Below are 11,376 nucleotides of genomic sequence, written 5' to 3'. Positions count from 1 at the left end.
TAAAAATCTTTTAAAACATCAAAGCCCCAATTTTCGATCAATAAATCTTCCAGAATTTCTAAATCCGATTTTGTCTTATTTGTCCAAAAAACGTGCATTTTTCTTTTTTGTAATTCGTTCCTTTACTTCATCCATTACCAATGAATGTTCCGTTATTCTGCCATTTTTTACATCATTTAAACCCTCCTGAATAGCATTCAGAATTTCATCCTTAGAAATTACTTCCGGCTCGATAATTTCTGCAATTTTCAGCAATTCTTCCGGGAGAAACTTTTTTTCTTTCATTTTACGAAAAAACGTAGGCTCAGAAATACCACTTTTTTCAATAATATATTTCAACTTAAAGGGCGAATTTCTCAAAATCTCATCAATAGAATTACTGATTTCTATATAATTTTTAATTTCTAATATCATTTTTTGATAGTATTTACTATTAATTTATAATCAAAATTAAAAATAAATTTGATATTAAATTCTTTTTTTATTTAAAACTTCATCCACAAAAACTCTTCTGCTTACTGCATCATAAGACTCTGTTTCTCCAAGCTCTACCAAGTCTTTTCCTGCAGATGTCCTCATTGAATAATTGGCCAGATTACCTGTTCTCCTGCAGATGGCATGTACTTTCGTAACGTATTCTGCTGTTGCCATCAGGTTCGGCATTGGCCCAAATGGTCTTCCCAAAAAATCCATATCCAGGCCAGCAATTACAACTCTTATCCCACTGTTTGCCAGCTGATTGGCTACATCTACAATGCTTTCATCAAAAAACTGCGCTTCATCAATACCAATCACATCACAATTGGAAGCCAGCAAAAGTATTTCATTGGGGTTTTCTACCGGGGTGCTTCGGATTTTATTCTGATTGTGGGAGATGACATCTTCATCAGAATAGCGGGTATCTAGTTTTGGTTTGAAAATTTCCACATGCTGCCCAGCCATTTCTGCTCTTCTCAGCCTCCTGATCAACTCTTCGGTTTTTCCGGAAAACATTGAGCCACAAATAACTTCCATCCAGCCGCTTTGTTTGGAATGATTAATTGTATTTTCTAAAAACATTTGTTAAATTAGCCGTATCTTTTTAAGATCAAAAGTAAGCAATTTTAACAAGATTCTTAATATGCAGAACATCCAAGATTTAAAGGAAAAGATTTTTTTTGAATCCAAGAATATCATTAGTATTCTGGACAAAATAAACAATGTAGACGAACTGTCAGCCAAACAGGATCTTGTGGATGAGCTTTCTAACAGGATTTCGTTCTTAAGCCTTCTGGAAAAAAACATCAAATATTTCGAAAACGAAAATATTTCATCAGGAGTTACCATCGTTGAAGCTCATAAGCTGAGCAATCAAGTTACAGAAGAAGAGGCTATTTTTAACAATCGGTTAAATGAAATTGTTGAAGATGAGTTTCATGAAACATTAGTTGATCTGGCTGAAGAGAATTCTGAGTCGGGAATAGAAGATAATGAAGAAAGATTTGAAAAAAATATAACTGCCGAAGAAGATATTTTTAATAATCAATTAAACGAAATTGATGAAAACGAACCTTCGGATTTAAATGAATTCTCATTGATTTTTGTAGATGAGGAGAGGATTTTAGCAGATTCTGAGCCGGATCATCATGATGATCTTCATGAAAATATGTTTAGTGATAAAAAAACGAATGAAGAAGTCATTTTTAATAATCAGCTGAACGAAATTGATGAATTTGAAAATGAAATTTCCGATAACCAGGGAGATGATCTTAATGATTTTGATGAAGAGGAAAAAATTCAGAATAATTTTGAATCTGATATAAAAAATACAACAGAGATTTTTGATATTACCGATGAGATTCCTAGTATTTTTGATACAGAAATTTTGGAAGAAGATCTGCTTATTGAAGAGGTTGAACAACAATTTGTAGCTTCAAATATAATGATGGAGCCGAGAGAAATGGCAACTGATGTGTCCAATGCAGAGAATATTGTAAATGAAATCAGAAACGAGTCTATCACTGAAGAGAAACAAGACCAAACGGTTTTAGCAGAAATTAATGACAGAAGAAAGATTGTTGAAATAAAAAGACCAATTCCTGAAGATAAAGAAAAACCGGCTTCTGACGAAAGTTTCGAAAATCTTGAAGCTTATCAGCAGGAGAAGAAAATAAAGCTTGCCAATATCAAAGGCTTAAAAGCAGTACAAACACTTTTTGATGATGATCATCTGGAAAGGGAAGTGCCTGTAGAAAGACAACCCCCCATGGAGAAAAAAGATGATACGGGAAGTATTTTGAAAACCAATATTCCGACCGATTTTATGGAAGCGGAAAAACCTAAACCTCAGTTTAAGCTGGATTTGAATGACAGAATTGCCTTCACCAAAACATTATTCGGGGGAAGCCAATCTGAGCTTAATGAAGTTGTAGGTAATCTAAACAGTTTCAAAACATTAGAAGAGGCAAAAGAATATCTGAGCGATCTTTATTACCAGAAAAAATGGAGTAAAGTAGACGAATATGCCCAAAGACTATGGATATTGGTGGAAAATAAATTTTTATAAACTAAATTTTGAGCGGAATCCTATATTTTGTTCCTACACCGATCGGGAACTTGGAAGACATGACTTTCAGGGCTATACATGTTTTGAAAGAAGTTGATTATATTTTATGTGAAGATACCAGGACTTCCGGAATCCTTTTGAAGCATTTCGAGATTTCCAAACCTTTAAAATCTTATCATCTGCATAATGAGCATCAGGCAACGGAAAAAGTGATTGCAGACCTGAAAAGTGGTCAGAATATCGCCATCATCACTGATGCAGGGACTCCTGGAATTTCTGATCCCGGCTATTTGCTGGGAAAAGCAGGTGCGGACAACAATATCGACATGATTTGCCTTCCCGGAGCTACAGCTTTTGTGCCGGCGCTGGTGGTTTCAGGGCTGCCGAATAATGAATTTCTTTTTGCAGGATTTTTACCCCAAAAAAAAGGAAGACAAACTAAGCTGAAACAGCTTGCTGAAGAAAAAAAGACCATCGTTTTATATGAAAGCCCGCATAAGATCAACACGACTTTAGAACAGATCAAAGAGTTCTTTGGTGAGGAAACTAAAGTAAGTCTCAGCAGGGAAATTTCCAAAAAATTTGAAGAAACTAAACGCGGGACTATCAATGAATTAATTGAATTTTCAAAAAGCAAAACTTTAAAAGGTGAGATTGTACTTATCGTAAATAATTCCATTTAATTGAAAAAATTAATTTTAGTATTGTTTTCGTCGGTTTGCCTAGGCCAGACAGATCATACAAACAAATACTTCTAACCAAAAAACTGGGCAAAGAGGTATGTTCCGAGATAAGGATTTTAAAAAAATCTTACCAGTTGAGTATGAAATAGAAAAAATGGTCCCTAATACTTTGATATTGAGTAAAGATGGCACTTATTCAGCTATTCTCCAAAAACCGGACAATACAAAGAATTAAAAGGTTTTGCAGAAATAAAATATTTTGAATCTTATCCGATGCTGATAGGGAAAAGCACGACCAACCTTTACGGAGTGGTTGATGAGGATGGAAATGAAGTGGTACCTTTTATTTATTATGAAATTATTACTTTTCCTGAAGTCAATGAATTTATCGTTAAAAAGAATAAGAAATTCGGGTTGACGAATCATAAAATGAGCCTTTGACAGGTCATTTTCGATAAATATATTCAGGATAAATGGGGATTAAATTGATCAAAGGAAAAGATTCCGAATACATTTTCTTTACAGAGCAGTAATAATTTTCTTTGCTTTAAGGTTTTCTTTCACTGTTATATAACAAAAAAAGGTATAAAATTTTGATAAAAAAATGATTTAAAATGCTTTGAATAACATTTTGTAATATCTTTGCGGACTGCTTAATTTTGAATAAATTTAAATAGATTATATTAGCAGACTTCAAAGTGCTGATAAATTATTAAGAAAATAATTAGATATGAAACTATTAGAAGGAAAAGTAGCGCTAATCACGGGAGCTACAAGAGGAATCGGAAAAGGAATTGCTGAAATGTATGCCCAGCACGGTGCTAAAATAGCATTTACCTATGCCGGATCTGTAGACAAGGCGAAGGAATTAGAAGCGACTTTAAGTTCTGTAACTCAAATCAAAGGTTACCAATCAGATGCGTCAGATTTCGATGCAGCCCAAACATTAATAGACGAAGTAATTGCAGAGTTTGGTAAAATTGATATTTTGATCAACAATGCCGGTATTACAAAGGATAATTTATTGCTGAGAATGTCAAAAGATGATTGGGATAAAGTAATTAAAGTAAATTTAGATTCTGTATTCAACCTTACAAAAGCCGTAATCAAGCCAATGATGAAGGCAAAAGAAGGATCTATCATCAATATGACTTCTGTAGTAGGGATTAGTGGAAACGCAGGACAAGCAAACTATGCAGCTTCTAAAGCAGGTGTAATAGGCTTTACCAAGTCTGTAGCGCTTGAATTAGGCTCAAGAAATATCCGTTGTAACGCGATCGCGCCGGGATTCATCCAGACGGAAATGACGGATGCGCTCGACGATAAAGCAAAAGAAAAATGGAATGAATCTATTCCTATGAAAAAACTGGGACATACTGAAGATGTTGCAAACGCCTGTGTATTTTTAGGAAGCAAAATGTCTTCTTATATTACAGGGCAGACATTGAATATAGATGGTGGCTTGCTGACATAAAAAAATGAAATCTGTACAGAATATTCTCTTATTCTTATCGATTTTACTACTAATCGGTCTGATGTACATTGCTCTTTTTAATGTATATCAGACCGACGATTATATCTACTCATACGGAACCAGAAAGCTAGGATTATTAGGAAATATCCAGAATTTTTACATGAATTGGGGCGGCAGGTATTTTGGATATACCATTAATATGTTTAATCCTGTTTCCAGAGATCTTGAAAATATTTTACCCAAAATATATCCTGTGTTTTTATTTTTAGCTTTTATTAGTATTTTAGCTTTAAATTTTAAAATATATTTTAAGATTTCGTTTATTAATTCCATAACAAAAGGGCTTCTTTTGTTTTTCTTTTACACCGTTATTTTGGTGAGCCTATCAGAACATTATTACTGGATCACGGGAGCGAATATTTATTTTCTGCCGATTATTTTATTCGGGATTTTGCTGCTTTTTTATCATCAATTTCAGGAAACAGGTAAAAAATATTGGTTTTATTTATCCGCTTTTGGAATTCTGATTCTAATGGGTTCTAATGAAATAATGGCATTAATCCTTTTAGGAATATTAACCGTTCTATATTTCCAGGATAAATCCAAAGAACACAAAATAGTATTATTTGTAGGATTAGCAGGATTTTTATTAAGTTTTTTAGCCCCAGGAAATTTTAAAAGATTGGCAGATTCTACTGATATTTTCTATATCAAATGGCTGAAAAGAGGGGGAATTTTTGGAGTAAATACCGTTTATATTTCATTTAAATTGATTTTAATTCTTCCTCTTTTCATTAAAGTTTTTGAAAGAGAATTAAAAAGAATTATTAACAAGATCAGCTTTAAAAAAGCGATTATAATTTGGGCAATTTCCTTTTTGCCGCTGGTTTTTACGGGGTATATTATGAATACGATAGGAAGGCAGTTTGAGAATCTTATTTTCTTTTATCTGATTAGTTTTTCTGTTGTAATGACGTTTAAGTTTGAGAAGATTAAAAAATTCTGGCCTATTTCATTTGTGATTATATTTTTACCAAAAATCAATATTTTTACTGAAAAATATTCTAAATTTAATGTTAATTACAACTTAAATTCAATTCTCAAAGAAATCCTTTATACAGATCTTAAAGCTTATGATCGGGAAATAGAAAACCGTATTTCTACAATTAAAAACTCCCCAAAAGATTCTTTGATTTTAGATAAAATAAAAACAGTTCCGCAGGTTTTATATTTTGACGAAATGTCTTCTGTAAACGAAGAGAAAAAGTACGTAAATGACCAGCTTCAAAAGTATTTTGACAAGAAATATATCAGAACAAAATAGGGCATCTTTCGATACCTTTGTTTATTTTACTGCTGAAATTTTATCATAAATTACTTTCACCTGAAGGTCTCCAAAACCAAGAATTCCCAATTCATCTCGAAACTTTTCAAAGATTTCATTAAAATCTGTCGTTCCGTTTTCTATTAAATTTTTAATAAAATTCTCAGGATTTATGGTAAGATAGGCATGAATAACGTCCTTTAAAAAAGGAAAACAAATTGATTGATTTTCAGATAGTTTACTCAGTAATTCCTTATTGTTTTCCTGATAGGCTTTCCAAAGATCAATTCCCAAATCAATATCGTTTTTATCGAACAAAATTTTTGAACTAAATGATTTTTCCAGATTAGAATTTGTGGAGGCAGAAAACCCTTTCCAGTGATCTTTTTCATCTGCTTTTGGGAGAATCCTGTAGATGGTTAAATTTTTATTTTCAGGCAGTATAGACAAGCAGAACCACATATTGACCTTGCAGAACAGATCATCCTCAAACCAAAGATTTACCTCAGAACCCTCCGGAATATTCAGCATTTTTTAAAATTCCGGGAATACTTTCTGATAGTAGCTTTTCTTTTCCACTGTATAATCATTCAAAACAGATTCAGCCCTCACTTTCCAGAAGTCCTCCAAAGAATACGCCTTCAAATTTCCTAAAACCAATGCTTCACGGCAGACGATAATCTCCCCCTCAACGGAAGTTTTCTCCAATTGATAAGCGAGATAATCGCCATTTGTAATATGAAATATTCTTTTCATTTTTAATCTTTAAATATCTGGTTTTCCTGCTCCTGAACCCTTATAAAAGTGGTTCTTTTTGAAAGTTCTTTTAATTTGGATGCCCCGACATAAGTGCATGTAGAACGTACACCTCCTAAAATATCTTTCACCGTTTCATAAACCGGACCTTTATAAGGCACTCTCACAGTCTTTCCTTCAGAAGCACGGTATTCCGCAACACCTCCGGAATGCTTATCCATTGCTGTTTTAGAGCTCATTCCGTAAAAAAGACGGAATTTTTTGCCATTTTCTTCGATGATTTCGCCGCCACTTTCATCATGCCCGGCAAACATTCCGCCCAACATCACAAAATCTGCCCCGCCACCAAAAGCCTTAGCAACATCTCCAGGCACCTTGCATCCGCCGTCTGCAATAATATGACCGCCTAAGCCATGCGCAGCATCAGAGCACTCGATAATTGCCGAAAGTTGAGGATAGCCGACGCCGGTCTTTACACGAGTGGTGCATACAGAACCAGGGCCAATGCCCACCTTTATAATATCTGCACCTACAAGAAGAAGCTCTTCCACCATTTCACCGGTTACCACATTTCCAGCGATGATGATTTTATCAGGAAAATTGGCCCTTGCTTTCTTTACAAATTCCACGAAATGCTCAGAATAACCATTGGCTACATCGATGCAGAGAAACTCGATTTTTGGGTGTTTTCCGAGGATGGTCTTTATTTTTTCTTCATCTGTCTTTCCGGTTCCGGTACTTAAAGCAATATATTGATGGATTTCTTCCGGCTGGCTGTTCAGGAAATCTGACCATTCTTCCGGTGTATAATGCTTATGAATGGCGGTAATGATTTTATCTTTAGCCAATTCTACAGCCATTTCGAAGGTTCCCACCGTATCCATATTCGCTGCAATGATGGGTGTTCCTTTCCATTTTTTTTGAGTATGTCTGAAAGTAAATTCTCTTTCTAAGTCAACTTCTGAACGGGATTTTAACGTTGAACGTTTCGGACGGAACATTACATCTTTAAAACCTAGCTTTATATCATATTCTATTCTCATAATTTGGAAAATATTTTACTTAAAATTAGGAAAAAGTTTGATTAGAAGATTCGCTTAAAGGATTTTTAGTAAATTTTTAATAAAAAAATTCACCTGACTTTGCAGATGATACGGATTTTAACCAATTTTTTATCTTAAATTATTATCAATATTAAAACTAAATATTTTAAAAATTCATATCATCTGCAAAATAAGCGAGAGAAACAACAAAAAATGTTTAATTAAAAATTGATACTTTTGAACTAATGGATTTTCCAGTTACATTTCACATTTTCGGTAAAACAATTCTCGCACATCCACTTTTTGAGACGGTCGGAATTTTCATCGGGATGCGTTATTATTTCTATTTAAAAAGAAAATCAAAGGAAAAGCTTTCTTTCAATACCTCTGCAGCAGTTTTAATAGGAGCCACGGCCGGAGCTTTAATCGGATCCAAATTGATCGGAAATCTTGAAAATCCCTACACGCTTTTCGAAAATTTCAGTTTTAAAAGATTTTGGACCAATAATACCATTGTCGGAGGTCTTGCATTTGGCCTCATCGGTGTGGAATGGGCAAAAAAAATTGTAGGGCACAAGGAAAGCACCGGAGATTTAATTGTTTTTCCATTAATTCTTGCGATGATTATTGGCAGAATCGGGTGTTTTCTTACTGGTGTTCACGAAGAAACGTATGGCGTTCCTACAGATTTTATTTTCGGGATGCACCTTGGGGATTCATACCTAAGACATCCGGTTGCTTTATATGAAATTGCATTTCTCATTCTTCTTTGGATTATCTTAAAGGGAGTTCAAAGAAAGAATAAATTCTCATCAGGCTTTGTTTTTCAATTGTTTATGCTCAGTTATTTCAGCTTTAGATTTATGCTGGATTTTATTAAACCCAAAATAGAAATTATTGCTGGTTTAGGAACAATACAATTGGTCTGCCTGGCCATAATTTTTTATTATTTCTTTAAAATCAGGGAAACAAAAGTTGTAACTTCACTTAAAAATATTAAATCATGAAACTAATTACATTAATTGAAGTTGGGAATCTTGATGGTCTGTTTGTGATGATCATTGCCATTATTTTAGTTGTGGTTTTTGTTATTTCATTGGTTGTTGCCGCCATTACAAAAGTCATTTACGAATGGCACAACAAAAAGAAATTTTCAACCGGTCAGTTTTGGAAAACCGTTTTGTTATCAATGCTTATCGGAGGACTTATCAGTGGCCTTGTTTGTGGTGGAATGTAAAAATAAATTATGAAAGTAAGAAATTATACCTATTACGATTATACGATCAGCCTTTGCCCTGAATGTTTAAAAAGAGTCGGAGCCAAGATCATTCTTGAAGATGAAACCGTTTTTATGACAAAAAGATGTCCGGATCACGGTTTTTTTAAAACTAAGATTGCTTCTGATGTTCATTATTATAAAAACATAAGAAACTACAACAAAGCGTCTGAAATGCCTTTGCATTTTGGAACTGATGTAGAATACGGCTGTCCTTACGATTGCGGCTTATGTGTTGACCATGAGCAACATAGCTGTCTTTCCATTGTGGAAGTGACAGACCGCTGCAATCTTACCTGCCCAACCTGCTATGCCATGTCTTCACCGCATTACGGAAGCCACAGGAGCTTAGAGGAAATTGAAGCTATGTTTGATGTGATCGTTAAAAACGAAGGCGAACCGGACGTTGTACAGATCAGCGGAGGCGAACCGACGATCCATCCTGAGTTTTTCAAAATAATGGATATTGCAAAATCAAAGCCAATTAAACACCTGATGCTCAATACAAATGGGGTGAGAATAGCCAATGATCCCGGTTTTGCAGAAAATCTGGCGACTTATGCTCCGGAATTTGAAGTGTATCTTCAGTTTGACTCTTTTAAGCCTGAAGTTTTGCAGGATTTCAGAGGAAAAGATCTTACCGATGTCCGAATGAAGGCTTTGGAGAAACTGAATGCCTTAAACCTTTCTACAACGCTTGTCATTGTTCTTCAAAAAGATAAAAACATAGATGAAATAGGGAAGATTATTGAATTTGCATTAAAACAGAAATGTGTCCGCGGAATTACTTTTCAGCCCGTTGAAATTGCCGGAAGAAACAGGGAAGATTCTACATATGAAAAAATTACGCTTACAGAAGTAAGGCAGGAAATCTTAAACCAATTTCCATTAATGAATTCGGATGATATAATCCCGGTTCCTTGTAACCCGGATGCTCTGGCAATGGGATACATCTTAAAGCTGGAAGGTGAAATTATTCCTTTAACAAGATATATCAATCCTGCTGATTTACTGAATAATGAGTCTAAAAATACCATCGTCTATGAGCAGGATATCGGCCTCCACATGCAGCTTCTGGATATTTTCAGCACTGGAATTTCTGTAGATAAAGTAAAGCCTAAGGTAAACCAATTATTGTGCTGTCTTCCTGAGGTTTCAGTTGCAAATCTAGATTATGATAATCTCTTCAGAATCATTATTATGAATTTTATGGATGCTCATGATTTTGACGTTCGTGCCGTGAAAAAATCCTGTGTGCATATCGTTAATAAAGATTTAAAATTGATTCCTTTCGAGACGATGAATCTTTTTTATCGGGATGATAAAAGTAAATATTTGGAAGAGTTGAGAAAAGAGGATAAAGTTTTGTTTTAAAATAAACTTCCACAGATTTGCGAGGATGATTGAGGATATAAAACTGCCACGAATGCACAAATTATTTAATATTTATATTAGTGAATTCGTGGCAAAGTAATCTTTAATCAAAATTCATCACTTCTTCCAGCGTTTTCATATATTCATACGCCGTAAGATCAAATTTTACAGGGACAATAGAAATATATCCATTCGTCAGAGCCGTTTCATCTGCATCGGGAGAATCATCCATATTATTGAAATAGCCTGTAAGCCAGTAGTATTTCTTACCATGCGGATTTACCCTTTCATCAAAGCTTTCTTCCCATTTGGCATGAGCCTGCTTGCATACTTTTACCCCTTTTATCTCTTCTTTTGAAAGCTTCGGGATGTTTACATTCAAAACAATACCTTTAGGCATTGGCTTTTCAAGTATTCTTCTGACAATATTCTGAATATGTTCTTTAGCCTGCGTAAAATCTGCTTCCCAGCTGAAATCCAGCAGAGAAAAACCTATCGCAGGTAGACTTTCAACGCCTGCTTCAACAGCCGCAGACATCGTCCCGGAATAGATAACATTAATGGAAGAGTTGGCACCGTGGTTAATCCCCGAAACTACAATATCCGGTCTTCTCGGCAAAATTTTATCAAGAGCCATCTTTACACAGTCTACAGGGGTTCCGCTGCAGGAAAAGTCTCTCTGTGGGCCTTCAAGATGTACTTCTTCATAGCTTAAAGTAGAATTAATGGTAATGGCATGGCCTTTACCGCTTTGTGGAGAATTGGGCGCAACGACGACGACTTCTCCAATTTCGTTCATAAAACTGATAAGATTTCTGATACCGGGTGCTGTAATTCCATCATCATTAGTAACCAGAATAAGTGGTCTTTCCATATAAAATTTTAATTTTAACAAATATAC

Annotated in this window: 14 protein-coding genes; 8 read left to right on the top strand and 6 right to left on the bottom strand. The window is 34.7% G+C overall.

Features of this window, described 5'->3' with window-relative positions:
• Positions 1-75: 75 nt before the first annotated feature.
• Together BW926_RS03585 and BW926_RS03580 are read right to left on the bottom strand one after the other, a co-directional pair.
• A complete protein-coding gene (locus BW926_RS03585) occupies positions 76-414 on the bottom strand; it encodes a hypothetical protein (RefSeq protein ID WP_076444259.1) in 339 nt (112 codons plus the stop codon).
• A gap of 54 nt (positions 415-468) precedes the next feature.
• Positions 469-1,059, bottom strand: a complete 591-nt coding sequence (locus BW926_RS03580; protein WP_076444257.1) for a thymidine kinase — start codon at positions 1,057-1,059, stop codon at positions 469-471.
• A gap of 61 nt (positions 1,060-1,120) precedes the next feature.
• Between BW926_RS03580 and BW926_RS03575 the strand changes: the two genes are divergently transcribed.
• The 5 genes from BW926_RS03575 to BW926_RS03560 all read left to right on the top strand — a co-directional run bounded on the left by BW926_RS03575 (position 1,121) and on the right by BW926_RS03560 (position 6,026).
• Complete coding sequence (locus BW926_RS03575; protein ID WP_076444255.1) at positions 1,121-2,545, top strand: hypothetical protein; 1,425 nt, start codon at positions 1,121-1,123, stop codon at positions 2,543-2,545.
• 8 nt (positions 2,546-2,553) lie between these two features.
• Positions 2,554-3,228 (top strand): 16S rRNA (cytidine(1402)-2'-O)-methyltransferase, encoded by a 675-nt coding sequence (gene rsmI / locus BW926_RS03570; RefSeq protein WP_076444253.1) that lies wholly within the window; start codon positions 2,554-2,556, stop codon positions 3,226-3,228.
• Positions 3,229-3,501: 273 nt separating this feature from the next.
• Positions 3,502-3,669 carry a WG repeat-containing protein gene (locus BW926_RS14145; protein ID WP_143756495.1) on the top strand — a complete coding sequence of 56 codons (168 nt, stop codon included), beginning with the start codon at positions 3,502-3,504 and terminating at the stop codon, positions 3,667-3,669.
• A 289-nt stretch (positions 3,670-3,958) separates the two neighbouring features.
• The gene (gene fabG, locus BW926_RS03565; protein ID WP_076444251.1) at positions 3,959-4,702 is read left to right on the top strand and encodes a 3-oxoacyl-[acyl-carrier-protein] reductase; all 744 of its coding nucleotides are present in this window, start codon (positions 3,959-3,961) and stop codon (positions 4,700-4,702) included.
• A gap of 4 nt (positions 4,703-4,706) precedes the next feature.
• The gene (locus BW926_RS03560) at positions 4,707-6,026 is read left to right on the top strand and encodes a DUF6056 family protein (protein WP_143756494.1); all 1,320 of its coding nucleotides are present in this window, start codon (positions 4,707-4,709) and stop codon (positions 6,024-6,026) included.
• A 21-nt stretch (positions 6,027-6,047) separates the two neighbouring features.
• On the opposite strand, the gene BW926_RS03555 is transcribed toward BW926_RS03560, so the two are convergent.
• From BW926_RS03555 to BW926_RS03545, 3 genes are read right to left on the bottom strand one after another with little or no spacing between them, the layout of a single operon-like run.
• Positions 6,048-6,557, bottom strand: a complete 510-nt coding sequence (locus tag BW926_RS03555) for a hypothetical protein (RefSeq protein ID WP_076444247.1) — start codon at positions 6,555-6,557, stop codon at positions 6,048-6,050.
• A 3-nt stretch (positions 6,558-6,560) separates the two neighbouring features.
• Positions 6,561-6,782 (bottom strand): hypothetical protein, encoded by a 222-nt coding sequence (locus BW926_RS03550; protein ID WP_076444245.1) that lies wholly within the window; start codon positions 6,780-6,782, stop codon positions 6,561-6,563.
• Positions 6,783-6,784: 2 nt separating this feature from the next.
• The gene (locus BW926_RS03545) at positions 6,785-7,825 is read right to left on the bottom strand and encodes a GMP reductase (protein WP_076444243.1); all 1,041 of its coding nucleotides are present in this window, start codon (positions 7,823-7,825) and stop codon (positions 6,785-6,787) included.
• 245 nt (positions 7,826-8,070) lie between these two features.
• Between BW926_RS03545 and BW926_RS03540 the strand changes: the two genes are divergently transcribed.
• From BW926_RS03540 to BW926_RS03530, 3 genes are read left to right on the top strand one after another with little or no spacing between them, the layout of a single operon-like run.
• Positions 8,071-8,832: a prolipoprotein diacylglyceryl transferase gene (locus BW926_RS03540; protein WP_076444241.1), complete on the top strand. Its 762-nt coding sequence runs from the start codon at positions 8,071-8,073 to the stop codon at positions 8,830-8,832.
• Complete coding sequence (locus BW926_RS03535) at positions 8,829-9,062, top strand: hypothetical protein (protein ID WP_076444239.1); 234 nt, start codon at positions 8,829-8,831, stop codon at positions 9,060-9,062. Before BW926_RS03540 ends, BW926_RS03535 begins: the two co-directional genes overlap by 4 nt.
• Before the next feature lie 9 nt (positions 9,063-9,071).
• Entirely contained in the window at positions 9,072-10,475 is a 1,404-nt protein-coding gene (locus BW926_RS03530) for a radical SAM protein (protein WP_076444237.1), read from the top strand.
• A 103-nt stretch (positions 10,476-10,578) separates the two neighbouring features.
• On the opposite strand, the gene surE is transcribed toward BW926_RS03530, so the two are convergent.
• Positions 10,579-11,349 (bottom strand): 5'/3'-nucleotidase SurE, encoded by a 771-nt coding sequence (gene surE / locus BW926_RS03525; RefSeq protein ID WP_076444235.1) that lies wholly within the window; start codon positions 11,347-11,349, stop codon positions 10,579-10,581.
• Positions 11,350-11,376: the final 27 nt, after the last annotated feature.

This window comes from Chryseobacterium sp. RU37D, assembly GCF_900156075.1.
In the GTDB taxonomy this organism is placed as follows: domain Bacteria; phylum Bacteroidota; class Bacteroidia; order Flavobacteriales; family Weeksellaceae; genus Chryseobacterium.
This window is presented reverse-complemented; position numbering and strand designations above follow the sequence as displayed.

Coding starts and splice junctions, on each gene's coding strand:
- BW926_RS03585 (WP_076444259.1), bottom strand. CDS start 414: ATGATATTAGAAATTAAAAATTATATAGAAATCAGTAATTCTATTGAT.
- BW926_RS03580 (WP_076444257.1), bottom strand. CDS start 1,059: ATGTTTTTAGAAAATACAATTAATCATTCCAAACAAAGCGGCTGGATG.
- BW926_RS03575 (WP_076444255.1), top strand. CDS start 1,121: ATGCAGAACATCCAAGATTTAAAGGAAAAGATTTTTTTTGAATCCAAG.
- BW926_RS14145 (WP_143756495.1), top strand. CDS start 3,502: ATGCTGATAGGGAAAAGCACGACCAACCTTTACGGAGTGGTTGATGAG.
- fabG (WP_076444251.1), top strand. CDS start 3,959: ATGAAACTATTAGAAGGAAAAGTAGCGCTAATCACGGGAGCTACAAGA.
- BW926_RS03560 (WP_143756494.1), top strand. CDS start 4,707: ATGAAATCTGTACAGAATATTCTCTTATTCTTATCGATTTTACTACTA.
- BW926_RS03555 (WP_076444247.1), bottom strand. CDS start 6,557: ATGCTGAATATTCCGGAGGGTTCTGAGGTAAATCTTTGGTTTGAGGAT.
- BW926_RS03550 (WP_076444245.1), bottom strand. CDS start 6,782: ATGAAAAGAATATTTCATATTACAAATGGCGATTATCTCGCTTATCAA.
- BW926_RS03545 (WP_076444243.1), bottom strand. CDS start 7,825: ATGAGAATAGAATATGATATAAAGCTAGGTTTTAAAGATGTAATGTTC.
- BW926_RS03540 (WP_076444241.1), top strand. CDS start 8,071: ATGGATTTTCCAGTTACATTTCACATTTTCGGTAAAACAATTCTCGCA.
- BW926_RS03535 (WP_076444239.1), top strand. CDS start 8,829: ATGAAACTAATTACATTAATTGAAGTTGGGAATCTTGATGGTCTGTTT.
- BW926_RS03530 (WP_076444237.1), top strand. CDS start 9,072: ATGAAAGTAAGAAATTATACCTATTACGATTATACGATCAGCCTTTGC.
- surE (WP_076444235.1), bottom strand. CDS start 11,349: ATGGAAAGACCACTTATTCTGGTTACTAATGATGATGGAATTACAGCA.